Source organism: Kluyvera huaxiensis, from assembly GCF_040149365.1.
GTDB classification, from domain to species: Bacteria; Pseudomonadota; Gammaproteobacteria; order Enterobacterales; family Enterobacteriaceae; genus Kluyvera; species Kluyvera intermedia_A.
Window position 1 is genome coordinate 1 of the sequence record NZ_JBEFLV010000017.1, and the last position, 25,754, is coordinate 25,754.

The 25,754-nt window shown below is 52.2% G+C and carries 25 protein-coding genes and 1 pseudogene; 14 read left to right on the forward strand and 12 right to left on the reverse strand.

The features are described from left to right. The 3 genes and pseudogenes from ABOC97_RS16730 to zapC all read left to right on the forward strand — a co-directional run. A partial coding sequence (locus ABOC97_RS16730; protein ID WP_001401901.1) for an IS1 family transposase occupies nucleotides 1–80 on the forward strand: 80 nt, incomplete at its 5' end. Nucleotides 81–91: 11 nt separating this feature from the next. After that, nucleotides 92–1,000, forward strand: a pseudogene (gene pyrD, locus ABOC97_RS16735) (quinone-dependent dihydroorotate dehydrogenase); the annotation flags it as partial. A gap of 164 nt (nucleotides 1,001–1,164) precedes the next feature. Beyond that, nucleotides 1,165–1,707 (forward strand): cell division protein ZapC, encoded by a 543-nt coding sequence (gene zapC / locus ABOC97_RS16740; protein ID WP_349599891.1) that lies wholly within the window; start codon nucleotides 1,165–1,167, stop codon nucleotides 1,705–1,707. On the opposite strand, the gene ABOC97_RS16745 is transcribed toward zapC, so the two are convergent. Beyond that, nucleotides 1,704–2,813 (reverse strand): YcbX family protein, encoded by a 1,110-nt coding sequence (locus ABOC97_RS16745; protein WP_349599894.1) that lies wholly within the window; start codon nucleotides 2,811–2,813, stop codon nucleotides 1,704–1,706. The genes zapC and ABOC97_RS16745 overlap by 4 nt on opposite strands. Before the next feature lie 98 nt (nucleotides 2,814–2,911). Here ABOC97_RS16745 and rlmKL point away from each other — a divergent pair, with 98 nt between their 5' ends. The 6 genes from rlmKL (at nucleotide 2,912) to rmf (ending at nucleotide 10,838) form a co-directional block, all read left to right on the forward strand. Continuing rightward, the gene (gene rlmKL, locus ABOC97_RS16750; RefSeq protein ID WP_349599897.1) at nucleotides 2,912–5,017 is read left to right on the forward strand and encodes a bifunctional 23S rRNA (guanine(2069)-N(7))-methyltransferase RlmK/23S rRNA (guanine(2445)-N(2))-methyltransferase RlmL; all 2,106 of its coding nucleotides are present in this window, start codon (nucleotides 2,912–2,914) and stop codon (nucleotides 5,015–5,017) included. Between the two features lie 12 nt (nucleotides 5,018–5,029). Beyond that, a complete protein-coding gene (locus ABOC97_RS16755; RefSeq protein WP_349599900.1) occupies nucleotides 5,030–6,937 on the forward strand; it encodes an ABC transporter ATP-binding protein in 1,908 nt (635 codons plus the stop codon). A 13-nt stretch (nucleotides 6,938–6,950) separates the two neighbouring features. Continuing rightward, a complete protein-coding gene (pqiA, locus tag ABOC97_RS16760; RefSeq protein ID WP_349599903.1) occupies nucleotides 6,951–8,210 on the forward strand; it encodes a membrane integrity-associated transporter subunit PqiA in 1,260 nt (419 codons plus the stop codon). A 4-nt stretch (nucleotides 8,211–8,214) separates the two neighbouring features. Then, nucleotides 8,215–9,852, forward strand: coding sequence for an intermembrane transport protein PqiB (gene pqiB, locus ABOC97_RS16765; protein ID WP_349599906.1), 1,638 nt, complete (start codon nucleotides 8,215–8,217; stop codon nucleotides 9,850–9,852). After that, complete coding sequence (pqiC, locus tag ABOC97_RS16770; protein ID WP_349599909.1) at nucleotides 9,852–10,415, forward strand: membrane integrity-associated transporter subunit PqiC; 564 nt, start codon at nucleotides 9,852–9,854, stop codon at nucleotides 10,413–10,415. The genes pqiB and pqiC overlap by 1 nt, the downstream gene beginning before the upstream one ends. Nucleotides 10,416–10,670: 255 nt before the next feature. Next, a complete protein-coding gene (gene rmf, locus ABOC97_RS16775; RefSeq protein WP_073971187.1) occupies nucleotides 10,671–10,838 on the forward strand; it encodes a ribosome modulation factor in 168 nt (55 codons plus the stop codon). A gap of 102 nt (nucleotides 10,839–10,940) precedes the next feature. Here the strand turns inward: rmf and fabA are convergent, their stop codons facing one another. Together fabA and ABOC97_RS16785 are read right to left on the reverse strand one after the other, a co-directional pair. Then, nucleotides 10,941–11,459: a bifunctional 3-hydroxydecanoyl-ACP dehydratase/trans-2-decenoyl-ACP isomerase gene (gene fabA / locus ABOC97_RS16780; protein WP_003035875.1), complete on the reverse strand. Its 519-nt coding sequence runs from the start codon at nucleotides 11,457–11,459 to the stop codon at nucleotides 10,941–10,943. Nucleotides 11,460–11,528: 69 nt separating this feature from the next. Further along, entirely contained in the window at nucleotides 11,529–13,289 is a 1,761-nt protein-coding gene (locus ABOC97_RS16785) for a Lon protease family protein (RefSeq protein ID WP_349599914.1), read from the reverse strand. Nucleotides 13,290–13,473: 184 nt separating this feature from the next. Here ABOC97_RS16785 and matP point away from each other — a divergent pair, with 184 nt between their 5' ends. Further along, complete coding sequence (matP, locus tag ABOC97_RS16790; protein WP_349599917.1) at nucleotides 13,474–13,929, forward strand: macrodomain Ter protein MatP; 456 nt, start codon at nucleotides 13,474–13,476, stop codon at nucleotides 13,927–13,929. A gap of 93 nt (nucleotides 13,930–14,022) precedes the next feature. Here matP and ompA read toward each other — a convergent pair whose 3' ends face one another. Together ompA and sulA are read right to left on the reverse strand one after the other, a co-directional pair. Continuing rightward, nucleotides 14,023–15,078, reverse strand: a complete 1,056-nt coding sequence (ompA, locus tag ABOC97_RS16795; RefSeq protein WP_349599920.1) for a porin OmpA — start codon at nucleotides 15,076–15,078, stop codon at nucleotides 14,023–14,025. Nucleotides 15,079–15,431: 353 nt separating this feature from the next. Then, complete coding sequence (gene sulA / locus ABOC97_RS16800; RefSeq protein ID WP_349599923.1) at nucleotides 15,432–15,941, reverse strand: SOS-induced cell division inhibitor SulA; 510 nt, start codon at nucleotides 15,939–15,941, stop codon at nucleotides 15,432–15,434. A 218-nt stretch (nucleotides 15,942–16,159) separates the two neighbouring features. On the opposite strand from sulA, the gene ABOC97_RS16805 reads away from it, so the two are divergent. After that, nucleotides 16,160–16,768 (forward strand): TfoX/Sxy family DNA transformation protein, encoded by a 609-nt coding sequence (locus tag ABOC97_RS16805; RefSeq protein WP_349599926.1) that lies wholly within the window; start codon nucleotides 16,160–16,162, stop codon nucleotides 16,766–16,768. Nucleotides 16,769–16,779: 11 nt separating this feature from the next. On the opposite strand, the gene yccS is transcribed toward ABOC97_RS16805, so the two are convergent. Together yccS and ABOC97_RS16815 are read right to left on the reverse strand one after the other, a co-directional pair. Continuing rightward, nucleotides 16,780–18,906 carry a YccS family putative transporter gene (gene yccS, locus ABOC97_RS16810; protein ID WP_349599929.1) on the reverse strand — a complete coding sequence of 709 codons (2,127 nt, stop codon included), beginning with the start codon at nucleotides 18,904–18,906 and terminating at the stop codon, nucleotides 16,780–16,782. 20 nt (nucleotides 18,907–18,926) lie between these two features. Then, a complete protein-coding gene (locus ABOC97_RS16815) occupies nucleotides 18,927–19,373 on the reverse strand; it encodes a YccF domain-containing protein (protein ID WP_234501805.1) in 447 nt (148 codons plus the stop codon). Nucleotides 19,374–19,496: 123 nt separating this feature from the next. On the opposite strand from ABOC97_RS16815, the gene helD reads away from it, so the two are divergent. After that, nucleotides 19,497–21,551: a DNA helicase IV gene (helD, locus tag ABOC97_RS16820; protein WP_349599932.1), complete on the forward strand. Its 2,055-nt coding sequence runs from the start codon at nucleotides 19,497–19,499 to the stop codon at nucleotides 21,549–21,551. Nucleotides 21,552–21,594: 43 nt separating this feature from the next. Here helD and mgsA read toward each other — a convergent pair whose 3' ends face one another. Beyond that, complete coding sequence (gene mgsA / locus ABOC97_RS16825; protein WP_349599935.1) at nucleotides 21,595–22,053, reverse strand: methylglyoxal synthase; 459 nt, start codon at nucleotides 22,051–22,053, stop codon at nucleotides 21,595–21,597. Between the two features lie 133 nt (nucleotides 22,054–22,186). Between mgsA and ABOC97_RS16830 the strand changes: the two genes are divergently transcribed. Continuing rightward, nucleotides 22,187–22,600, forward strand: a complete 414-nt coding sequence (locus tag ABOC97_RS16830; protein ID WP_349600132.1) for a CoA-binding protein — start codon at nucleotides 22,187–22,189, stop codon at nucleotides 22,598–22,600. Between the two features lie 43 nt (nucleotides 22,601–22,643). On the opposite strand, the gene hspQ is transcribed toward ABOC97_RS16830, so the two are convergent. Next, the gene (gene hspQ, locus ABOC97_RS16835) at nucleotides 22,644–22,961 is read right to left on the reverse strand and encodes a heat shock protein HspQ (RefSeq protein WP_349600135.1); all 318 of its coding nucleotides are present in this window, start codon (nucleotides 22,959–22,961) and stop codon (nucleotides 22,644–22,646) included. A 63-nt stretch (nucleotides 22,962–23,024) separates the two neighbouring features. Next, on the reverse strand, nucleotides 23,025–24,215 hold the full coding sequence (rlmI, locus tag ABOC97_RS16840) for a 23S rRNA (cytosine(1962)-C(5))-methyltransferase RlmI (protein WP_349599938.1): 1,191 nt from the start codon (nucleotides 24,213–24,215) through the stop codon (nucleotides 23,025–23,027). A gap of 143 nt (nucleotides 24,216–24,358) precedes the next feature. Here rlmI and yccX point away from each other — a divergent pair, with 143 nt between their 5' ends. Further along, nucleotides 24,359–24,637, forward strand: a complete 279-nt coding sequence (gene yccX, locus ABOC97_RS16845; protein WP_349599940.1) for an acylphosphatase — start codon at nucleotides 24,359–24,361, stop codon at nucleotides 24,635–24,637. Here yccX and tusE read toward each other — a convergent pair. Together tusE and yccA are read right to left on the reverse strand one after the other, a co-directional pair. After that, the gene (tusE, locus tag ABOC97_RS16850; protein ID WP_234501800.1) at nucleotides 24,634–24,963 is read right to left on the reverse strand and encodes a sulfurtransferase TusE; all 330 of its coding nucleotides are present in this window, start codon (nucleotides 24,961–24,963) and stop codon (nucleotides 24,634–24,636) included. The genes yccX and tusE overlap by 4 nt on opposite strands. A gap of 89 nt (nucleotides 24,964–25,052) precedes the next feature. Next, nucleotides 25,053–25,712: an FtsH protease modulator YccA gene (gene yccA, locus ABOC97_RS16855; protein WP_349599944.1), complete on the reverse strand. Its 660-nt coding sequence runs from the start codon at nucleotides 25,710–25,712 to the stop codon at nucleotides 25,053–25,055. Nucleotides 25,713–25,754: the final 42 nt, after the last annotated feature.

A 25,754-nucleotide genomic window follows, 5' to 3' on the forward strand; every position in this document is an offset into this window, starting at 1 on the left:
AGTCACTGTCGTTCTCAAAATCGGTGGAGCTGCATGACAAGGTCATCGGGCATTATCTGAACATAAAACACTATCAGTAAGTTGGAGTCATTACCCTTTAGTGCGCCAGAAGTTGCCGGAAAAACCGGTCACCTGCATGGGATTGACGTTTAAAAATCCACTGGGTCTGGCTGCGGGTCTGGATAAAGATGGTGAATGTATTGATGCCTTAGGGGCCATGGGCTTCGGTTCGATCGAGATCGGTACCGTCACGCCGCGCCCACAGCCGGGTAACGACAAACCGCGTCTGTTCCGTCTGGTCGATGCAGAAGGTTTGATCAACCGTATGGGCTTCAATAACCATGGCGTTGATAACCTGGTAGAGAACGTTAAAAAAGCGCATTTCGACGGTATTCTGGGGATTAATATCGGTAAGAATAAAGATACTCCAGTCGAGCAAGGTAAAGATGACTATCTGATTTGTATGGAAAAAATCTATGCCTATGCCGGTTATATTGCGATTAATATCTCCTCACCAAATACACCTGGGCTGCGTACGCTGCAATATGGTGAAGCGTTGGATGATTTACTTTCTGGTATTAAAAATAAACAATCTGAACTCCAGGAAAAACACCATAAATACGTTCCAGTGGCCGTAAAGATCGCGCCGGATCTTTCACATGAAGAGTTGATCCAGGTCGCCGATAGTTTAGTTCGCCATAATATTGATGGGGTAATTGCGACCAATACCACATTAGATCGTTCTCTGGTTCAGGGGATGAAACATTGTGATGAAATGGGTGGACTAAGTGGTCGTCCATTACAATTAAAAAGCACCGAGATTATTCGTATGCTGTCGGCGGAATTAAAAGGCCAATTGCCTATTATTGGTGTTGGTGGGATTGATTCAGTGATTGCGGCTCGCGAGAAGATTGCGGCTGGCGCTTCGTTGGTGCAGATCTATTCCGGCTTTATTTTTAAAGGCCCACCGCTGATTAAAGAAATCATCACGCATATCTAGTCTTTTTCCTCGTAATGTGATCCAGGGCTTTATTTCCGGCCCTGGTTGCTTTATATTTCCACATTGTTGCTTATTTAAACATATTGGTCTTTTATTATTTAAGACAAAGTCACGCAACGGAAGAACAGGCACAGCAATGGAGGCAAAAATGACGGGGGAGACAAATGCGAATTAAACCTGATGATAACTGGCGTTGGTATTATGATGAAGAGCACGATCGTATGATGCTCGATTTAGCCAATGGCATGTTATTTCGCTCGCGTTTTGCTCGCCGAATGTTAACGCCTGATGCTTTTGACCCAACCGGTTTTTGCGTTGACGATGCCGCGCTTTATTTTTCCTTTGAAGAAAAATGTCGCGACCTTGTACTGTCGAAAGAACATCGTGCCGAGCTTATCTTAAATGCGCTGGTAGCGATTCGTTTCCTTAAACCGCAAATGCCGAAAAGCTGGCATTTTCGCGCGCATCAGGACTCATGGGCTCCGACCACCGGAGACGCCGCCTGCGTATGGCTAAGCGATGACGACAGTCAGGTGAATTTGTTGGTGGTTGAACCCGGCGAGAACGCTGCGCTCTGCCTGCTTGCCCAGCCTGGGTTGGTCCTTGCTGGACGAACCATGCAGCTAGGCGATCCGATTAAAGTGATGAACGACAGGCTGCAACCTCAACCGGGGCTGGATGGCTACAGCCTGGAACAGGCCGTTTAAAGCTTCAGTTTAAGCGCCGTTTTCGGAACGCAGCTGCAGCTTAGAATGGAGCCATCATTGCGAATCGCGCTTTTCTTCAGTGGATTGACTTCCCCATCTACCAGCGTAACCCGACAGCTACCGCATAGCCCGGCGCGGCAGGAGTAGGGCACTCGAATACCTTGCTGTTCAAGCTGCTCAAGCAAAATTTGCTGATTATTGCCGCTGAACGTTTTTCCCTCCCAGTCAATTTCAACCAACGCATTCTGCTGAACCTGCGGCGCTATCACATCATCGCTTTTCCCAGCGCGATAGATTTTTGCCGGCCCGGTGGTCAGAATTTCCACCTCATCGCCGACGCGAATCACACCGCTATTGCGAGGAATCAGATTCTGGCCAAAATCAACGTCGCCGTTTGCAGGATCGGTACGGAAGGATTGCAATGTACTGAGCGGTTCACCGGCAGGGTGTTTTTGCCCTTTTTCTGGGCTGATGGTGGTAAAGATGCATCGACTGCAGGGTTTCACGACGTCAAAAATAACTGCGCCGATACGAATTGTTTTCCAGGTGTCTTCCGCCCACGCCTCCACGCCCGTCACCACCAAATTGGGACGGAACTGCTCCATACTCACGCTGGCTTTACAGCGCTGCTGAACGTCGCGCAGCGAGGCTTCGTTAGTCAGTAAAAAAGGGAAACCATCGGCAAAAGAGAGCGGCACCGCGTCGTGGCGTTTGACGCGACGAGTCAGGTTATTTCCGAGCCAGCGCAGTTGGACATCACGCTTAAAGAAGGGCGAAAGCCACTGATTGATAGCGTCTGGGGCGATATGCGAGGTAAAATGATTGCCCCACACTTCGGTCGGCGACGCCTGCCCGGTGAAATCAGCAAACCGCACCAGCGCACTGCTGCCGTCGGGGGCGGTGAGATAGAGACCATCGTGCAGGACGGCGGGGGTAAAGCGCACCATCGCCGGAAACTGACGGGCGGTAATAAAGGTGCCATCAGGTTCGGTAATCATAAAAATGCGGTCAAACGCCAATCCGCTAATATCAGCGAATGCATGCGTGAGCCCAATACCCCGCATTGATTTCACCGGATGAATAAAAAGCCGCGATAATGTAGCCACAACGCTGTCCCTGAGTCGAAATTAAGCCTTTAACTTTATGACATGGGCCGCAGATTGGCTATAATGCGCAACAATTTTCTGCGAGTAAAAGTGACGATATGAATTCTCTGTTTGCCAGTACGGCCCGTGGGCTGGAAGAGCTGTTAAAAACTGAACTGGAAGGTCTGGGTGCGCAAGAGTGCCAGATCACCCAGGGTGGCGTCCATTTTCAGGGCGATACGCAGCTTCTGTACAAAAGCCTGATGTGGAGTCGCCTGGCGTCGCGCATCATGATGCCGCTGGGAGAATGTAGCGTCTGGAGCGATCTCGATCTTTATCTTGGCGTACAGGCCATCGATTGGACATCGATCTTTACCCCGGATGCCACCTTCGCGGTGAGCTTTGGCGGTCTGAACGATAGCATTCGTAATAGCCAGTACGGTGCGCTGAAGGTGAAAGACGCCATCGTTGATGCCTTTACGCGCAAAAATCTGCCACGCCCGAACGTCGATCGCGAAAATCCGGATCTACGCATTAACGTTCGCCTGAACAAAGAAACCGCCTACATTTCTCTCGATCTGAGCGGCGACGGCCTGCACCTACGTGGCTATCGCGATCGCGCCGGGATGGCGCCGATCAAAGAGAACCTGGCAGCGGCTATCGTCATGCGTTCTGGTTGGGTACCGGGTACGCCATTACTCGATCCAATGTGTGGTTCCGGTACGCTGCTGATTGAAGCGGCGATGTGGGCCACCGACCGCGCACCGGGGCTGCACCGTAGCCACTGGGGTTTTAGCGGCTGGGCTCAGCACGACGAAGTTATCTGGCAAGAAGTGAAAGCGGATGCGCAAACTCGTGCCCGCGCAGGTTTAGCCGCGTATGAATCGCGTTTCTTTGGTTCTGATACTGACCGCCGCGTGGTTGACATTGCACGTAGCAACGCCCGCCGTGCAGGTATTGGCGAGCTCATCACCTTTGAAGAAAAAGACGTCGCACAGCTTAGCAATCCATTGCCAAAAGGCCCATATGGCACGGTTATTAGTAACCCGCCGTACGGTGAGCGTCTGGAAAGTGAACCGGCGCTGATTGCATTGCATAGCCTGCTAGGTCGTACCATGAAAAGCCAGTTTGGTGGCTGGAATTTATCGCTGTTTAGCGCCTCGCCAGAGTTGTTAAGCTGTGTGTCCCTGCGCGCCGAACGCCAGTTTAAAGCCAAAAACGGCCCGCTGGACTGTGTGCAGAAAAACTATCACCTGGCGGAAAGCACCGGTGAAACGAAAGCGACAGTGGCCGAAGATTATGCCAACCGTCTGCGTAAGAATCTGAAGAAATATGAAAAGTGGGCGAAGCAGGAAGGTATCGAATGCTACCGTCTGTATGATGCCGACCTCCCGGAATATAACGTTGCCGTTGACCGTTACGCCGATTGGGTTGTGGTGCAGGAATATGCGCCGCCGAAAACCGTCGATGCCAACAAAGCACGTCAGCGTCTGTTTGATATCATCGCTGCAACTATTGCCGTACTGGGCATTGCGCCAAACAAACTGGTGCTGAAAACGCGTGAGCGTCAGAAGGGCAAAAACCAGTATCAGAAAATGAACGAGAAGGGCGACTTCATGGAGGTGAGCGAGTATAACGCGCGCCTGTGGGTCAACCTGACCGACTACCTGGATACCGGCCTGTTCCTCGATCACCGAATTGCCCGCCGTATGCTGGGCCAGATGAGCAAAGGTAAGGATTTCCTTAACTTGTTCTCCTATACCGGTAGTGCCAGCGTGCATGCGGGTCTGGGCGGTGCACGTTCCACCACAACCGTTGATATGTCACGTACCTATCTTGAGTGGGCCGAACGCAACCTGCGCCTGAATGGCTTGACCGGTCGCCCGCATCGCCTGATGCAGGCCGACGTGCTGTCATGGCTGCGCGATACCGACGAACAATTCGACGTTATCTTTATCGATCCGCCAACCTTCTCAAACTCCAAGCGCATGGAAGATGCGTTTGATGTTCAGCGCGATCATTTGCGTTTGATGAAAGATCTGAAACGTCTGCTGCGTAAAGGCGGCACCATTATGTTCTCCAACAACAAACGCGGTTTCCGTATGGACCACGACGGTCTGGCTGAACTGGGACTGAAAGCACAAGACATTACCCAAAAAACACAGTCACCAGATTTTGCCCGTAACCGTCAGATCCACAACTGCTGGCTGATTACTACAGCCTGAAAGGAATAAAGAATGTCATTAATTAGTATGCATGGCGCCTGGCTGTCATTCAGCGATGCGCCGCTTCTCAATAATGCCGAGCTGCATATTGAGGATAACGAGCGAGTCTGCCTGGTTGGGCGAAACGGCGCGGGCAAATCGACGCTGATGAAAATTCTCAACCGCGAGCTGGGGCTGGACGATGGGCGAATCATCTACGAACAGGATCTGGTTGTGGCGCGTCTGCAGCAGGATCCTCCGCGTAACGTAGAGGGAAGCGTTTATGATTTCGTCGCCGAAGGGATTGCGGAACAGGCAGAATATCTCAAGCGTTATCACGATATTTCGCATCTGGTGATTACCGATCCCAGCGACAAAAACCTGCAGGAGCTGGCGAAAGTCCAGGAACAGCTGGATAACCACGGCCTGTGGCAGTTGGAAAGCCGAATTAATGAAGTGCTGGAACAACTAGGTCTGACGGCGGATACCGAACTGGCCTCGCTTTCCGGCGGCTGGCTGCGTAAAGCGGCGTTGGGTCGTGCGCTGGTTAGCGCACCGCGTGTGCTGCTGCTCGATGAACCGACCAACCACCTGGATATTGAAACGATCGACTGGCTGGAAGGCTTCCTGAAGTCCTTCAAGGGGACGATCATTTTCATCTCCCACGACCGTTCGTTCATTCGCAACATGGCGACCCGTATTGTCGATCTCGATCGCGGTAATCTGGTGACCTACCCTGGCAATTACGATCAGTACCTGCTGGAGAAAGAAGAGGCATTGCGCGTTGAAGAACTGCAAAACGCCGAATTCGACCGCAAACTCGCGCAGGAAGAGGTGTGGATCCGTCAGGGCATTAAAGCACGTCGTACGCGTAATGAAGGCCGTGTCCGTGCGTTGAAAGCGATGCGTAACGAGCGTAGCGCGCGCCGTGAAGTGATGGGCAGCGCGAAGATGCAGGTCGAAGAGGCCTCGCGCTCCGGTAAGATCGTGTTCGAAATGGAAGACGTAAATTATCAGGTCGATGGCAAAGTGCTGGTGAAAAACTTCTCCGCACAGGTACAGCGTAGCGACAAAATCGCCATGATTGGGCCTAACGGTTGCGGTAAAACCACGTTGCTTAAACTGATGTTGGGTCAGCTGCAGGCCGATAGCGGGCGTATCCACGTGGGCACTAAGCTGGAAGTGGCTTACTTCGACCAGCACCGTGCAGAGTTGGATCCGGACAAAACGGTAATGGATAACCTGGCGGAAGGTAAGCAAGAGGTTATGGTCAACGGTAAACCGCGCCATGTACTAGGCTATCTGCAGGACTTCTTATTCCACCCTAAACGGGCGATGACGCCGGTACGTGCGCTGTCCGGCGGTGAGCGTAACCGTCTGCTGCTGGCGCGCTTGTTCCTGAAGCCAAGTAATCTGTTGATTCTCGATGAACCAACCAATGACCTGGATGTTGAAACGCTCGAACTGCTGGAAGAGCTTATCGATGGCTATCAGGGAACCGTACTGCTGGTGAGCCACGATCGTCAGTTTGTGGATAATACCGTGACCGAATGCTGGATCTTCGAAGGTGAAGGGCGTATTGGTCGTTATGTCGGTGGTTACCACGATGCGCGCGGGCAGCAGGCACAATCACAGTCGCATCAACAAGCGGCAGTGAAAAAAACTCCGGAAGCGGCCCAACCAAAAGCAGAAACTGTCAAACGCGGGGGTAGCAAATTAAGCTATAACCTGCAGCGCGAACTGGAGCAGCTGCCGCAAAAGTTGGAAAAACTGGAAGCGGATCTGGAAGCGTTACAGTTACAGGTTGCCGATGCGACGTTCTTTAGCCAGCCTCATGACCATACTCAAAAGGTACTGGCTGACATGGCGCAGGCAGAGCAGGCGTTGGAAGAAGCGTTTGAACGATGGGAATATCTGGAAGCGTTGAAAAACGGCGCCTGATTGAGGACTTTTCATGTGCGAACAACATCATGCTGCGCAGCATATTCTGTGTTCACAGTGTGACATGCTGGTGGCGTTGCCGCACCTTGAGCATCGACATAAGGCAAACTGCCCACGTTGTGGTACAACGCTAACCACTTCGTGGGATGAACCAAGACGGCGCCCAACGGCGTACGTCCTGGTGGCGCTCTTTATGCTGCTGCTGGCGAACCTGTTTCCGTTTATCAGTATGAACGTGGCAGGCGTCAAGAGTGAAATTGAACTGCTGGAAATCCCCAGCGTCATGTTTTCCGAAGACTACGCTAGCCTCGGCACCTTTTTTCTGCTGTTCGTACAGCTGGTGCCGGCATTTTGCCTGATAACCATTCTGTTGCTGGTCAACCAGGTCAAAATTCCCTATAGGCTCAAAACATTCCTTGCGCGTATTCTGTTTACGCTCAAAACGTGGGGAATGGCGGAGATTTTCCTCGCTGGCGTGCTGGTTAGCTTTGTGAAGCTGATGGCCTATGGCGACGTTGGCGTGGGCAGCAGCTTCCTGCCATGGTGTCTCTTCTGTCTGCTGCAACTGCGCACTTTCCAGTGTGTTGACCGCCGCTGGCTGTGGGACGACATCGGCTCTATGCCAATGCTTTCGCAGCCGCTAAAGCCGGGAATAACCGGGATCCAACAGGGGTTACGCTCCTGTTCGTGTTGCACGGCGATTCTCCCCGCAGAATTGTATGAGTGTCCTCGTTGCCACAGCAAAGGCCATGTGAGGCGTAAAAACAGCCTTCAGTGGACAGTTGCGCTGCTGGTAACATCAATCATGCTTTATCTCCCCGCCAATATCATGCCAATCATGATTACCGATCTGTTGGGCGACAAGATGCCGTCGACGATTATTGCCGGGGTGATCCTGCTATGGAGTGAAGGCTCGTATCCGGTGGCCATGGTGATTTTCATCGCCAGTATTTTGGTCCCGACGTTGAAGATGATCGCTATCGCCTGGCTGTGCCTGGATGCGAACGGGCTTAAACGACGTCACCGGGACAGCGAACGTATGCATCTGATTTATGAAGTAGTGGAGTTCGTCGGGCGTTGGTCAATGATCGATGTGTTTGTAATTGCAGTGCTCTCCGCGCTGGTACGCATTGGGGGGTTAATGAATATTTACCCGGCCATTGGTGCGCTGATGTTTGCGTTGGTTGTTATCATGACTATGTTCTCAGCAATGACCTTTGATCCGCGCCTGTCTTGGGATCGGGAACCTGAATCAAGCCATAAGGAATCGTAAAAGCATGGAAACCAAGAGTGGGGAGGCAAATGTGCAGAAAGTGAAAAACTGGTCTCCCGTTTGGATCTTCCCGATTGTCACGGCGCTGATTGGCGCATGGATCCTGTTTTATCATTACAGCCATCAGGGGCCGGAGGTGACGTTAATCACCACCAACGCTGAAGGTATTGAGGGTGGTAAAACGACGATTAAAAGCCGCAGCGTGGATGTGGGCGTGGTGATGAGTACCACCCTGACCGATGATCTGACGCACGTGGAAATTAAAGCGCGCCTGAATTCCGGCATGGAAAAACTGCTGCATAAAGACTCCGTGTTTTGGGTTGTGAAGCCGCAAATTGGCCGCGAAGGAATCAGTGGGCTCGGGACGCTGTTGTCCGGAGCTTATATCGAACTACAGCCGGGATCGAAAGGACCTGAGCCTAGCAACTATCAGTTGCTTGATGCCCCACCGCTCGCGCCGCCGGATGCTAAAGGTATTCGCGTGGTACTCGACAGCAAAAAAGCAGGGCAACTGAATCCGGGCGATCCGGTGTTGTTCCGCGGCTATCGTGTAGGGTCAGTCGAAACCAGTACTTTTGACCCAAAAAATCGCAGCATCTCTTATCAGCTGTTTATCAGTGCGCCGAATGACCGTCTGGTGACCAGTAACGTGCGTTTCTGGAAAGACAGCGGTGTGGCAATGGATCTCACTTCTGCTGGGATGCGGGTGGAAATGGGGTCGCTGGCGACATTATTTAGCGGCGGCGTCAGCTTTGATGTACCGGAGGGCGTCGATCTCGGTCAACCTATCGTCGAGAAGACCGAATTCAAGCTCTATGACGATCAGAAAAGCATTCAGGATTCGCTGTATACCCAGCATATTGACTATCTGATGTTCTTCAAAGATTCGGTCCGCGGCCTGCAGGTTGGCGCACCGGTTGAATTCCGGGGTATTCGTTTAGGGACTGTCGCTCAGGTACCGTACTTCTCCAATAGGCTGCACCAGGCATTGTCCAGTGACTACCGCATTCCGGTGAAAATCCAGATTGAACCTGAACGCCTGGCCACTCAGTTTGGCGAGAGCCCTGACATTCGTGGTCATCTGCCAGCATTGATTGAACGTGGTTTACGCGGATCGCTTAAAACAGGGAACCTGGTCACGGGCGCGCTGTACATTGATCTCGACTTCTACCCGAAAGAACCGGCTATCTCTAATGTGAACACATTCGATGGTATCAATATTATTCCTTCGGTAAGCGGTGGCCTGGCGCAAATTCAGCAACGAGTGATGGAGACGCTGGATAAATTTAACAATCTGCCTCTCACGCCGATGGTTCAACAGGCAACCAATACGCTCAGTGAGACTCAGAATACGATGCGTCGTCTGCAAACGACGCTGGATAACCTGAATAAAATCACCGCTAGCCAGTCAGCGCAGGAGTTGCCGGCCGATATGCAGAAAACGCTTCGCGAGTTGAATCGTAGTATGCAGGGCTTCCAGCCGGGTTCGGCAGCTTACAACAAAATGGTTGCCGATATGCAGCGTCTGGATCAGGTACTGCGTGAACTACAGCCGGTGCTGAAAACATTGAATGAGAAGAGCAACGCGCTGGTATTCGAAGCGAAGGATAAGAAAGATCCAGAGCCTAAGAGGGCGAAATAATGAAGAAGTGGTTAGTAATGGCTGCGGCCTGCCTGTTGGCGGCCTGCAGCAGCAGCGGGGATAATAAAACTTATTACCAGCTGCCGTTGGCAACAGGCACTGTGCAAAACAGCGCCACCGCACACCAGCGTATGCTGTGGGTTGAACAAGTTAACGTGCCTGATTTTCTCGCTGGCAGCGGCGTGGTCTATCAGACCAGTGACGTTCAGTATGTGATTGCCAGCAATAACCTCTGGGCCAGTCCTCTGGACCAGCAGCTGCGTACGACGCTGGTGTCTAACCTCAGCAATCAGCTGCCGGGGTGGGTGGTGTCGTCACAACCATTAGGCAGCGATCAAGATACGCTGAACGTCTCTGTTACCGGTTTCCATGGTCGCTTTGATGGTAAAGTGGTGGTGAGCGGTGAATGGTTGCTCAATCATCAGGGCCAGCTGACCAAGCGTCCATTCCATATCGAAATGGCGCAGCAGCAGGATGGTTATGATGCGATGGTGAAAATTCTGGCCCAGGCCTGGAGTCAGGAAGCCGCTTCTATTGCGGAGACCATCAATCGCCAACCATAAATAGAATTAATTGTTCTAAGGACCGCCGCCGGTGCAAAACCGACGGCGGTTTTTTTACGTCTGGCTTCAATTGGTTACTTATGCCACATCACGTTTTTTGTACAAATGAACTTCTGATTAGCTCACAAATATGACATTGGTATGAATTCTGCGCATTGACGGGGCCATTTTTTAGCGGTATTCGTATTATGTGGTCGCATACTTTGTAACCACTGTTTTCTTTTCCACCAGACCAAGATATGAGGGAAACGAGGCATGAAGAGACAAAAACGAGATCGCCTGGATCGGGCACATCAGCGTGGGTACCAGGCCGGGATTACCGGACGGTCAAAAGAAATGTGTCCTTACCAGACTATTAACCAGAGGTCTTACTGGCTGGGAGGCTGGCGAGAAGCCATGGAGGACAGGGCAGTAGTTGCCTGACACTGTCTCTTTAAAAAGAAACCTCCGCATTGCGGAGGTTTCGCCTTTTGATTCACAATACTAATCAATCGCCAGGCCAGTAAAGCCTGAAGACGAGTCGCATTAGAATGCAGAAGTGTCCTGGAACAGACCTACTTTCAGGTCGTTCGCGGTATAGATCAGACGACCATCAACCAGAACTTCGCCATCCGCCAGCCCCATGATCAGACGACGGTTAACGATGCGTTTGAAGTGAATACGGTAGGTCACTTTTTTCGCCGTTGGCAGAACCTGACCGGTGAATTTCACTTCACCCACGCCGAGCGCACGGCCTTTGCCTTCGCCGCCCAGCCAGCCCAGGTAGAAACCAACCAGCTGCCACATTGCGTCCAGACCCAGACAGCCTGGCATCACCGGATCGCCGATAAAGTGACAACCGAAGAACCACAGGTCCGGATTGATATCGAGCTCAGCTTCAACATAACCCTTGTCAAAGTTGCCGCCGGTTTCGGTCATTTTAATGACACGATCCATCATCAGCATGCTAGGTGCAGGTAACTGCGGGCCTTTTGCGCCAAACAGTTCACCGCGACCAGAGGCAAGAAGGTCTTCTTTTGTATAGGATTCGCGTTTATCTACCATGTTTTAAGTAAGCCTTATTTTAAGTTCGGAACGCAGGATAGCTAACACGTGTACGCTGAACAAGTCCGATCAGTTGGAATGTGAACGGTTTAACCAGCGTAACGGCCACGGATAACGGTAGCGAGGCTCCGGCTGAGTGGCCTGTGCAATGCGTTCCTGAATCGTTTGCAGTAGCGTTTGCCCTTCGCCATCCCAGTTGAGCTGCGTCAGAAGCGGCAGCGCATCGCCGACATCATCGATAGCCCAAATAGAGAATGCCCCGGCTTCTACCGCTTCCTGAATCTCACTTGAGAGGCTCAGATGGCGTACGTTAGCGGAAGGAATGATGACCCCCTGCTTGCCGCTTAAGCCACGCTGTGCGCAGATAGCGAAGAAACCTTCAATTTTTTCATTCAGACCACCTACCGGCTGCGCACGACCAAACTGATCGACAGAGCCGGTTATTGCAATACTCTGGTTGATAGGCACGTTGGCCAGGGCGCTGATAAGCGCGCACAGCTCTGCCATTGAGGCGCTGTCGCCATCAACTTCACTGTATGACTGCTCAAACGTCAGTGACGCTGAGAAGGGCAGCTGCTGCTCCAAATCGAGCTCAGCCATCAGGAAGGCCTGCATCAGCATCATCCCTTTGGCATGAATATTACCGCCTAGTTCAGCCTTACGCTCAACGTCGGTGAATTCACCGTCGCCGACGTGTACCACGCAGGTAATACGTGACGGTTCACCAAACGGGCGCGGGTGGCCAGGAAAATCGATAACTGACAGAGCGTTGATCTGACCGATGCATTCACCTTCAGTCTCAATCAGGATCTGCTCAAGCAAAATTTCGTCCTGCATACGTTCAGCCAGGAAGCCTTCTCTCCACAGACGCTGTTCCAGCATGGTTTTAAGCTGTTCTGCATTGATGACATCGTTATCAGTGAACGGGGCGGCTTCTCTGAGTTGGCGCGCAATCCACAGTGGGCAGAGCGGCATAATCTCCTGATCGCCGGTATCGCGGGCACCTTCCTGCATCAGCAGTGGCCATGCATCGGCAGCAAGGCCTGGCAGGGATTTTTCGCGAGCGACATTCCAGACCCACTGGCACCACTGCTTAAGCGTTTCTTCATCGCTGATTTGCAGGTTGTCTTCAAATTCGCTGTACAGTGAAGTTTCAGCCAGCTCCGGTTCCATTTCCTCGAAGTCGGCAAGCGAATCACGGTCGCCAACCAGGACGAGCTTGAGTGTCAAAGGCATGGAGGGAATGCTGACCGGCAGAGGGCGCGCATCGTCGAAAGTGAGCCAGTCAAATCGCTGGTGTGAAATCACATTCTTCAAGCGCATCCACAGCAGCGGCTGCGCCATAAGCGTACGCAGTGACAAAATCAGAATGCCACCATTGGCCTGGTGAACGAGGCCCGGCTGCAGCGTGATTTCACCATTGAATTGGCGAACGCAGCCAAAAAGCTGCTCGGCTTCGATCCAGTCGGCATAGACAACTGGCCCGGTGCTGGCAAAATTATCATCGGTACTGCGCGCTGGCGTGACCGTGATTTTGCTGCCGTTAACTTGATAATCGACGCCTGTCAGGGCCGACTCATCGTTACCACGCAGCGACAGCGTTGTCTGCGTGAGCAGCTGCAGGTAATCTTTTTCTTCTGGTGCTTTGACCAGCAAGAGGGGGGAGACACCTTGCGGATGCAGAAACTGCTCCAGGGCGTAATGTAAACGCGCCTGCAGTTCACTGAATAAGGATTCGTTTTCTGAGGCCAGATCAGGCTGGGCAAATAGCGCCTGAAATGCTTCAGTCGCGGGGGCGAGAAAGCGCCGGGAAAGAGTATTTATAGTCAATGTCGCTATTTTTAGTCAGATGTAAAGTGCGTGATTATACCTGATGCCAACGGGAAGCTCACGGAGAATACGGAAGTATCTTCTGTTGTTGGCTTAATCGGTATCACAGTTGCAGATTTCTTCTCAGCACATTGAGAAAAAACTGTTATTCTGAAAAGAGTTACACGGTCACACTGAGATCGCAATGAAATATCAACAACTGGAAAATCTTGAAAGCGGCTGGAAGTGGAAATACCTGGTTAAAAAGCACCGGGAAGGCGAATCCATCACCCGCTATATTGAAGCCAGCGCCGCACAAGAGGCTGTCGATGTTTTGCTGAAACTGGAACATGAACCCGTTCAGGTTAATGACTGGATCGCTCAGCATATTAATCCGCAACTGGTCAACCGTATGAAGCAGACGATTCGTGCACGCCGCAAGCGCCACTTCAATGCTGAACATCAGCATACGCGCAAGAAGTCTATCGATCTGGAGTTTGCTGTCTGGCAGAGACTCGCCGGTTTGGCGCAACGTCGCGGGAAAACGTTATCGGAAACCGTTGTCCAGCTGATTGAAGATGCTGAAAACAAAGAGAAGTACGCGACGAAGATGTCCAGCCTTAAGCAGGATCTTGAAGCGATGTTGGGTAAGGATAAGTAGACTTGTTTTGAGGTTGTTTGGCTTAGTTAAAAACCGACAAACCAACAGGCAAAAAAAAACCCCGCAGCGCGGGGTTTTTTATTAGACGATAACTTAAGCCTGTGGCTGAGTTACAACGTCTTTGCTACCTTTAACTTCGATCTCTACGCGACGATCTGGTGCCAGGCAGTCGATCAGCGCAGCTTTCGCTTTCACGCCGTCACAGGTGTTGCCGCTAACTGGGTTAGATTTACCCATGCCACGTGCGGAGATTTTGTCTGAAGGGATACCTTTAGATACCAGGTAATCAACAACGGACTGTGCACGTTTCTCGGACAGACCCTGGTTGTAAGCGTCAGAACCGATACGGTCAGTGAAGCCCAGAACCACTACGGAACCGTCTTTCGGATCCAGGTTGCTCAGCTGGCTGTACATCTGATCCAGAGCTTGCTTACCTTCTGGTTTCAGAGTTGCTTTGTTGAAGTTGAACAGAACGTCAGACTTCAGAGTGAAGTGCTTGGTCTGTACTTCTGGAGCTGGAGCTGGAGCTGGTGCGATTACTGGAGCCGCTGCATCCTGCTGGCCGAAGCGGTAGGAAACACCTACGCTCAGCATGCCGTTGTCAGGACGTACACCAACGGTGTTTGCGTCGCCGATGTTGTTAACCCACTGGTATTCCAGACGGGTAGCGATGTCGCGAGTCACAGCCCACTCAACGCCGCCAGCGAATACTGGGGAAACGCCGGTGTCGTGGTGATCGCCAGCTTTGTTGTTGCTGGAATCTGCACGCCATACCATACCACCCAGACGGGTGTAGATGTCCAGATCGTCAGTTACTGGGTAACCCAGTTTAGCGGTCAGCTGAACGCCTTGAGCTTTCAGTGCACCGTTAGTCTGGCTACCGGTGTATTCCATACGGCCCAACCAGTCGTAACCCATTTCGAAACCAACGTACGGGTTAACCTGGTAGCCACCGAACGCGCCTGCGCCCAGCTGGCTGTTGTGGGTAGAGCCGTTGTTGTTTTTGTCAGCCTGGTACCAGCCGGTGTCATGGAACTGGGACCAACCCAGTTTACCACCAGCATACCAGGTGTTGTCTTGCGGAGCGGCCTGCGCCACAGAAGCGAAGCCTGCCAGTGCCACTGCAATCGCGATAGCTGTCTTTTTCATTTTTTGCGCCTCGTTATCATCCAAAATTTGCCATGAAGCTCTAAATAGACTCACGGTTAAATCCTTCCACCGGGGTGGGGCTTAGTGAATTACTTAGCAGATATCTGCGGTGTAAGCTGAGCACCCCTGGCGATGTAAAGTCTACAACGTCGTTCGAAACTTACAAGTGTGAACTCCGTCAGGCTTATGAAAAAAAAAGAGTTGTATACGCAATATTTAACAAAATTGATTAAAAACCAAACAGCCAAAACTACCGGAAACCGCACCAGACAAGCCTTTTGAGAAAAATCTATCAGGAAATCTAAGAGATAAAAAAGCTGCAAAAAAAATACCAGGAATAATCCTAATTTCGCTTAATGGAACAAATTAGAGTGAATTTTTAGCCCATTAAATTGTCCAGTGGGGTGTGATGAAGATTGAACTGGGCGCATTATGAACACCATCGCGTTACCTTCCTCAGCTGCCGCCAGTAATTGGGCATGCTCATTTGTTGATAATTCATCCTTTAACCAACAGATAACCACACTATAATTTCCGGTACGTAATGCCCTAACCATAGAGTCGAGCATGTCGCATGACGACATTTGACGCAATTGCATTACTTTTGTTAGCGGCAGTCCAGACTCTTGTACCCACTGACGGCTCAGTTTCTGTTGTGGGGTAAGCCAAAGCTGCCAGCGTGACTGCTGCCCCAACTGTTGGAGCAGGGGTAGTAATAATAGCTGTGCCATCATTGGCTGATCTTCGCGATAGAGCACTTCGCTAATTAAGGCAGCAGAAGTACTTTTCGCCGAAGTGAAAGCATGGGAAGCCGTTGCTGTAACAGCTGCAGAAGAATGATTAACAACACCAGAAGTATACATAGCTAATCCAACCTTGTGGGTTACTGTATGAATATACAGTACTACCCATATCATCAAAGATCAACCTCAATTTCTGAAAGTAACTCGCAAAATTGGATACAAATTGCTCAGGACGACAAATTCATCTTGCCGTCCCGGGTGAACTTCCCTATGTTGCTTATTAAATGTTCTATTAGTGAATTAGATACACCCACATCCATGATTATTAAGGATTAATCATGAAGGAAATATCATATAAACGGATTTATCAATCCCAGGAATGTTTCTCAACATTAGGGAAAATCAGGTCACGGGCGCTGTTCGGCGGTTACAGTCTGGCTGTCGACAGCACGGTCTTTGCTATGGTTGCAGAGGGAGAGTTGTATCTGCGGATGTGTGAACAAAATGCCACTTATCAGGCTCAACACTCACCGCCATTATTAACGTTGCGCAAACGCGGGATGCCGTTGCAGTTAAAATATTTCCGCGTTGACGCTGCACTGTGGTCGAATCAATCTGTGTTATTACAGCTTGGCCTATCCTCGCTGGAGGATGCGCGACGAGAGAAATCTCAACAAAGGATGCCACCGCGCTTAAAGGATTTACCTAATCTCTCTTTTCATATGGAATTATTGCTGAATGAAGCCGGCATTATGGATGCACGGACGCTACGGCAAATGGGGGCGAAAACCGCATGGCTCCGTCTTCGCCAGATTCGTAAACAGATCAGTATTAATGTGCTTTATGCACTCGAGGGGGCGATTACTGGTGTCCACGCTGCCGCACTTCTGACGCAAAGGCGTCAGGAGTTGCAGAGTTGGGCGCAAACCTGCATGCAAAAACAATAAGCCGTTTAGCATCAGGCCAGAACTTGCTTTTGTAGCCGACAGATTTCCGGTAACAGTGAAATCATCAAACCGATTTGTTGCAGTACCAATGGCTCTTTGCTGTCAGGACGAGTATCGAGATGGTTAATCCGTGCGGCTAATCCAGCTAAGGCCAATTGAACCCTGTCTTCATCCGAAGGCTGATGATGTAAAGCATCATCGACATAGCAAACGGCATCGTCCAGAAGAGCCAGGATTTCAGGTGTAGTTAATTTCTCGCGGTGGGCGCCCAGCGCAGAGATATAGCTGGTTAGAGTGTGGTTCAGGCACAGCAGACGAAACGCCGTTTCACGCATTTCAGCGGTAACTTTCGGCTCGGTCGACATGTTTGACACGACGGACGCCAGTTCAGCATCGCGATTATGAGCATCACGTCGCGCAATCCGATAGGCCAGACGGTTATCACGTCCCTGATGATATTGCTCAAGAATGGCGTCGAGATAGCGGCAGTTAGCATCGACTGCGCGCTCAAGAACTCGAGGTAAATTACGGAATTTCCAATCTGGCCAGATAAAACTCACCGCTATCCACGCAATACCACAGCCGATCAGAGTATCGATGACGCGAGGCAGGGCCACTTCAAACCCCTCGCCGAGCAGGTTGAAGCACAGTAGTACCAGTAATGTGATGAACATAGTCGCGTGGGCATACTGTACGTTGCGAAAGGCGAAGAACAGTACGCCGGTTATCACAATCAGCACCAGTTGCCCTTCAAGAGACGGCACCAGCAAGAGAATCGGCAAGCCGAGCGCCACGCCCACTAGCGTACCAATAATACGCAGCGCCAACCGGTGACGGGTGGCATTATAGTTTGGCTGACAGACGAATAGGCTAGTGAGCAAGATCCAGTAACCGTGCTGTAGGCCGGTAAACTGAATAAAGGCATAGCCTGCGCACAGGACTAGCGACATGCGCACCGCGTGGCGAAAGAGCGCGGATTCTGGCGACATGTTGCGGCTAAGACGTGAACGAATATCATCAAAGCCGTGCAAACTATCATCCGCCAACAGCGTTTCCGTTTCGCTTTTCATCTGCGACTGCACCTGCTCTGATTCTATTGTCGCAAGCTGCGCATCAATAGCTCGCAGGTTGTTAAGCAGAAAACCCAGCGCTTTTATCTGTTCCGGCGCAGCTCCGCTGGCGCGGACACGATCGAGTGCTGCATCCAGGTGAGTAAATGCGCGTTCGAACCGCGCATCGTGCTGATAAGGCGTACGCAGCAAAATGGCTTTTGCCAGCGCCTGGCAGGCCATCGACTGCATAGAAAGCAGGCGCTGGAAACGGAACATTACGTCGCTATAGCGGAAGTTATCCCGCAGTGCCTGGTACTGAATGTGCGACGAGCTGGCGCGCTCGTGAATATCCTGAGCGACAAAATAGTAGTGCAGCGTTCGACGCGTGCTGCGTTGGCCTCGGTCTCCGCGCAGGCGGGTTAATAAAGAAGCTTTAGTCTGGTTTAGCGTGGCCATTAACTGTCCATTAGCCAGCGCGAGCTCGTAAAGCGGGGCCTGATCTTCATCGTCAAGGTCAGGGTCAAAAAAACGTGACTTCAGTTCAAGGTAGTGAGCAAGCTGCTCATAGCTGCGGGCGAGGTTATCCTGCAACGGACGAATAGGGAAAATCAGGTGCCCAATCAGTGTCAGCAGGTTATACCAGACCGCGCCGGCAATCAGCAGCAGCGGTTGCATATACCAGTGGCTGTAAAGTGATACGCCAAGCATGGTGTAAATTGCGATCAGCAATGCACCAAAGGCAATAGTGGCATAACGCTGGCCCAGGCCGCCAAGCAAAATAAAGCCGATGGTTGAAACGGTCAGCCCCAGCGCAAACAGCCACGGCCACGGGAAAAGCAGTTCTACCGAAGTGGACGCGATAAAAAAACAGACAAGCGTAATGACCAGATTACGCAGCCGCCCGCTCAGACGGTCGTCTAAGTCGGTCAGCGCGGCGGCAACCACGCCCAGCGTAAGCGGGATGGTCAGCTTTACGTCGCCCAGCCACCAGGGCAGAGCGCAGGTTCCAACTAACGCGATAAAAATTCTGGCGTTATAGAGCCAGGCGCTGTTCCATGTATAGCGGCGAAGCAAGGGGCTTAGCATCTTTTGTGACGGATCCTGAATTACTGAAAACGACGGCGGGCGTTAGCTTCACGTGCAGCACGCGCCACTTCGACGGGTACCACGCGACGGCCAACCGGCCACAGGGCGATAGCGGCAATTTTAAAGTTCGCAATCCCTACCGGGATACCAATAATCGTGATGCATTGAGCAATACCCGCCATGATGTGCGTCAGGCACAGCCACCAGCCAAACAGCACCAGCCAGATAATGTTCAGCAGTGTACCGCCAGCATTCATGACGCTGCTTTTTGCGCCAGGCTCCAGTTCGTCAACATGCACGGCTTCATTACCATACGGCAGCAACGACAGCTTGGTGATTTCCCAGCATGAGCGCGTGAGCGGCAGTGTGATAATCAGTACGATGCTGAACAGCGTTGCTATCAGCCAGCCCAGCGTTGTCAGAAAACCACCTAATACAAAATTCAAAATATTCAGAACAGTACGCATAAAACCTCTGTGCAGCGCTGTGAAAAATAAGACCTGATGATTGTAACGTTTTTTTACGCTGGAGCACCTATTCTCTGGCGGTTACACTGTGAGATATCGAAAAAAGTCAGGACTCGGCATGACATGGAATTAAAAGCAACGACGCTTGGCAAGCGCATGGCGCAGCATCCTTACGACCGGGTTGAGATCCTCAATGCGGGCGTCAGGGTATCCGGCCCTCAGCATGAATATATTATTCCTTTCAATCAGTTATTGAACATCAACTGCAAACGCGGGCTGGTGTGGGGTGAGCTGGAGTTCGTTCTGCCAGAGGACAAAGTTGTGCGCCTGCACGGAACGGAGTGGAGCGACACCCAGCGTTTTCACCGTCATCTGCTAGGGCTATGGCAGGAGTGGAGTGCGGAAATGAGTGACATTGCCGCCGAGCTTCTCCAGTCACAGCTGGCGATTATCGCTGGCAGCAGCGTCGAAAGCCAATGGCTAAGCCGCCAACAGGCACAGGCGATTCGTCAGCGAATTATCACTGCGCTCGAAGGTCTACCGCTGCCGACAAGCCGTCTTGCCGAGTTTGATAACTGTCGCGAAGCCTGGCAGCAATGTCAGGCCTGGCTTGCTGATAAAGAAAGTGGCAGGGCGAAGCACAACCAACGCTATACCGAGGCCATGCTCAGCCAGTACAGAGACTTTTTTGCCCAGATTGAATCTTCCCCGCTCAACGCTTCCCAGGCACAGGCGGTGGTTAACGGCGAGCGATCCTTGCTGGTGCTTGCTGGCGCGGGAAGCGGTAAAACTTCGGTGCTGGTGGCGCGTGCTGGTTGGCTGCTGGCGCGCGGTGAAGCCTCGGCTGAGCAGATATTGCTGTTGGCCTTTGGCCGTAAAGCGGCGCAAGAGATGGACGAGCGCCTGCAAACCCGATTGCATACCGATGCGATTACCGCCAGAACTTTCCACGCGTTGGCACTGTTTATCATCCAGCAGGGCAGTAAAAAAGTGCCGGTGGTTAGCAAACTGGAGAATGATGCCGTCGCGCGTCATACCCTATTTACCGAGTGCTGGCAGGCGCAGTGTCGTGAGAAAAAAGCTCAGGCGAAAGGTTGGCGGCTTTGGTTGCAGGAAGAGCTGGGCTGGGACGTGGCTGATGAAAGTTTCTGGGAGAATGAAAAGATCCTGAAACGGATGGGCAGCCGACTAGACCGCTGGGTAAGTCTGATGCGAATGCACGGTGGCTCACAGGCTGAAATGATTGCCGCTGCGCCAGAAGAGGTGCGCGATCTTTTCGGTAAACGTATCAAGCTGATGGCACCGCTGCTTAAAGCCTGGAAAACCGCCTTAAAAGACGAAGGCGCGGTGGATTTCTCGGGCCTTATCCATCAGGCCATTATCATTCTGGAAAAAGGTAAATTTGTCAGCCCGTGGAAGCATATTCTGGTTGATGAATTCCAGGATATCTCTCCGCAGCGCGCGGCACTACTGGCCGCACTACGAAAGCAGAATTCACAAACGTCGCTGTACGCCGTGGGTGATGATTGGCAGGCCATCTATCGTTTCAGCGGCGCGCAGCTGTCGCTGACCACCGCGTTCAATCACTATTTTGGTGAAGGGGATAACTGCGCGCTGGATACCACCTACCGTTTTAATAGCCGTATCGGTGAGATAGCCAACCGCTTCATTCAGCAAAACCCGCATCAATTGAGTAAACCGCTTAACAGCTTGAGCGCAGGGGATAAAAACGCCGTCACGCTGTTGGAAGACGATAAACTCGACGATCTGTTTGATAAGCTCAGCGGTTACGCAACACCCGAGCAGCGGATCCTCGTCCTTGCCCGTTACCACCATCTCAAGCCTGCCGCGCTGGCGAAGGCGGCGACCCGCTGGCCGAATCTGAATATCGATTTTATGACCGTACACGCCAGCAAAGGCCAACAGGCTGAATACGTTATTGTGCTGGGGCTTCAGGAAGGGTTCGATGGTTTCCCGGCTCCCGCCAGAGAGTCGATTATGGAGCAGGCGTTGCTGCCTATGCCAGAGGATTTCCCGGATGCCGAAGAGCGGCGGCTGCTGTATGTGGCCATCACCCGCGCTAAGCAGAGAGTCTGGCTGTTGTTTAATAAGGCTCAGCCGTCGCCGTTTGTTGAAGTGTTAAAGCAGCTGTCGGTACCGGTCGCGCGTAAGCCGTAATCTTTACCGGCGCCGCAGGAGCGGTGCCGGTGTTATCAGCAGCTTATTTCAGTCGATCGCTGAGGTAGCGCTGATAATCAGGGATCAAAATATCAACCGGCTCGCCGAAGTTTGGCGACTGGATGATAAAATCAGCGGTTGAAGCGTTTGTGGCCACCGGAATGTTCCATACGGTAGCCAGGCGCAGCAGGGCTTTTACGTCCGGGTCGTGCGGAACGGCATTAAGTGGGTCCCAGAAAAAGATCAGGACATCAATTTTACCTTCCGATATTAGAGCGCCTACCTGCTGATCGCCGCCCATTGGGCCGCTTAGCAGCGCCTGCACTTCCAGGCCGGTTGCACGTTGTACCAGATTACCTGTGGTGCCGGTGGCTGATAGCGTGTGTTGCGCCAGACATTCCCGATGACGCTGCACCCATTTCATCAGCATATCTTTGCAGTGATCGTGCGCGACCAGCGCAATGTGTTTACGCGCCGCCAGGGTACGAGTAGTGAGTTCCATAAAACTATCCCTAAGTGTGTAATCCAGACAGATTACTGCAAGCGAATCAGGCTGCAAGCCCTGATTGGCAAAAATTTGACGCGCGACGTTAGCGGACTCGCTTACACTTAAGTGATTGGCCAGGAGGATAATGATGACTGAAAATGATATTGCCAGTATTTTGACCACAACGCGCACTATCGCGCTGGTGGGCGCTAGCGATAAACCCGACCGCCCGAGCTACCGGGTGATGAAATACCTGTTGGATCAGGGGTATCACGTGATCCCGGTTTCACCTAAGGTAGCGGGAAGTACGCTGCTTGGGCAAAAAGGCTATGCCACTTTGGCTGACGTACCGGAAAAAGTGGATATGGTTGACGTGTTCCGCAATTCCGAAGCCGCGTGGGGTGTGGCGCAAGACGCGATTGCGATTGGCGCAAAAACGCTGTGGCTGCAGCTTGGTGTGATCAACGAGCAGGCCGCCGTCCTTGCGCGAAATGCTGGACTGCAGGTGGTGATGGATCGCTGCCCGGCGATTGAAATCCCGCGCCTTGGTCTGGCGAAGTAATAAAAAACCCCGCGTAGCGGGGTTTTTTCATTTGAGAGGGCGGCTAGTTGCGTAGCCGCGGTGCCTGTAGCTGTCGGCGAATAGTGCGGGCCAGTTCGTCCATTGTGGGTTGTTCCGGATGGTCTTCACGTGGCTCACTACTTAACTGCGCTTCGGCCAGATAGGTGTGCATTGGCTGGCCTTCATCGTCTTCCATCACCACGTGATACCAGGGCAGCCCACGAAGCTCATCGTTAGCCGCCAGATCGTCGGGCTCGGGATCGTCAAGTGAGTAAACCGGGTCGATATCCACCACCACACCCAGGTAGCCGAGCAGGGAGTGACGCACCTGTTGGCCAATACCGAATTTGCTGGTAATCATCATATACACCTCCCGGGAAACAGCGCCTACTATCTATATATAGACACCATTTCGCTTTTCAAGTTACATGACGCGGCAGGCAAACCCTTTCAAATAGAGACCTTCCGGGTACGTCGCAATCACCGGGTGATCGGCTGCCTGACGGAACTGCTCTATAAATTGTACATCACGACCAGCATCTACAGCGGCATCGGCGATGATTTTCTGGAATAAATCCGTGGTCATCAGACCAGAGCAAGAGAAGGTCAGCAGTACGCCACCGGGATTCAGCAACTGGGTAGCCAGCATGTTGATGTCTTTATAGCCGCGGCAAGCGCCCATTAGCTGGTTTTTGTTCTCAACGAATTTCGGTGGATCCATGATGATTACATCGAATTTCTCACCCTGGTCACGGTATTTGCGCAGCAGTTTGAACACGTCATCGCGCACGAACTCTGCTTTGCTGAGGTCGAGTTTGTTCAGTTCAACGTTCTGGCGGGCAACGTCCAGCGCTTCCTGAGAGGTATCGACGCTAGTGACCTGGCTGCATCCGCCCATCAGTGCAGAAACGGCAAAACCACCGGTGTAGGAGAAGCAGTTCAGCACGCGTTTATTCTCGACGTAGCGGCGGGTTGCCAGACGGCTGTCGCGCTGATCGAGGTAATAACCGGTTTTATGCCCACCTTGAATATCCACCAGCAGCTTCATGCCGTGTTCTTCAATCGGCAACAGGGCAGGTGGCAGTTCGCCGGTGACCGGTCCTTGCGTCAGTTCCATCCCTTCTTTTTTACGCACCGCAACATCGCTACGGTCGTAAATAGCACATTCCGGAAAGAGAGTTTGCAGAGCGCTAATCAGCGCGGCGCGCTGGTACTCAGCCCCGGCGCTCAGGAGTTGCAACACCAGGAACGAGCCAAAGCGGTCGATGGTGACGCCCGGCAGACCGTCAGACTCGCCGGCGATAAGGCGGTAGCTGTCCAGACCGTCTTTTTGCGCCAGCCAGGTGCGCCAGCTTTGTGCTTGCTGTAGACGGCGGACGAAGAAGTCGATATCGATAGTTTCGTTAGCGTCAAATGTCCAGACGCGGGCACGGATCTGCGACGCGGGAGAATACGCGCCACGGGCTAACCATTTACCCTGATGGTCAACAATATCAATGGTCTCGCCGAGGCTGGCTTTGCCTTCCATGCGGGCGACTGCGCCGGAAAAGACCCAGGGATGACGGCGCAGCAATGATTTTTCGCGCCCTTTGGCTAACACTAAACGTACACTCATAGTTTTTTATATCTGGCTTTTTGAAGGAATCAGGCTGCATTTTCCCGACTTCCCCGCACAAATGCAACGAACGGCGGAAGAATGTGCAGGCGATTGACGCTACAGTGTCTGGATGAAGTAAAAATGTACGGGAGGAAATCCGCGTGGATAAATGTGTGATTTGTTGGGTTTACGGTCAGGTGCAGGGCGTGGGGTTTCGCTACTTTACCCAGCAGGAGGCGGTGCGACTTGACCTACGCGGCTACGCGAAGAACCTGGATGACGGCAGCGTCGAAGTGCTGGCCTGCGGTAATGATGAGCAGGTGGAGAAACTGCTGGCGTGGTTAAAAGCCGGCGGTCCGCGCAGCGCCCGGGTTGATAAAGTTCTGGCCGAGCCTCATCAACCCGAACAAGCGTGGAGCAACTTTAGTATTCGCTATTAAATACACTTCACCGGTTTAGGGAGGCCAGCGATTTTTGTTGCCTGTTTGGCCGGGCCTTTCGGGAACAGACGATACAGATAGCGGCTGTTGCCTTTTTCTTCGCCGAAGGTGTTGGCCATCGCCTTCACCAGCATACGGATAGCCGGCGAGGTGTTGAACTCGAGGTAGAAATTACGCACAAAACGGACGACTTCCCAGTGCTCAGGGCTCAGTTCAATCCCTTCATTAGCCGCTATTGCCGCCGCCAGCCCTTCGCTCCAGAGCGTCGTGTCTTTGAGATAGCCTTCGCTATCGGTCTCAATTTCGGTGTTTTCGTAGATAAGCATAATTTTTCACACAACAAACAGATGGCGGGAAGTGTAGCAAATAAAAAGGCCCCGCATAAGCGAGGCCTTGATACTGAAGCGTCTTAGGGTTAGTCGCGGCTTGCGAAGCCCAGGATGCTCAGCAGGCTGACGAAGATATTGTACAGGGAAACGTACAGGCTCACCGTCGCACGGATGTAGTTGGTCTCACCACCGCGGATGATGTTGCTGGTCTCAAACAGGATTGCGCCTGAGGAGATCAGAATGAACACCGCGCTAATGGCCAGGTGTAACGCAGGCAGCTGCAGGAAGATGTTCGCCACCATACCAATCAGCACCACTACGATACCTGCCATCAGCATACCGCCGAGGAAGGACATGTCTTTACGGGTGGTCAGCACGTAGGCCGAGCAGCTGAAGAACACCAGCGCCGTACCGCCTAACGCCATGCCGATAACGTCGCCCATACCTGCAGACAGGTAAGCATTCAGGATTGGCCCCAGGATATAGCCCAGAAAACCGGTGAACGCGAACGCCGACAAAATCCCCACCGGCTTGTCTGCCGTTTTATGGGTCAGGAACATCAAGCCGTACATGCCGACCAGCGTCAGGATTAATCCCGGAGACGGCAGCATCAGCACGGTGCTGGCGGTGGCGGTGATGGCAGAAAACGCCAGCGTCAGGCTCAGCAGAAAATAGGTATTACGCAGGACTTTGTGTGTGCTCAAAAGCGATGAGCGGTCACGCGATGATGTAATTATGCGATCCATGAGTCACTCTCTTATGACAGATGTTATTAGTGGCTCAGCATA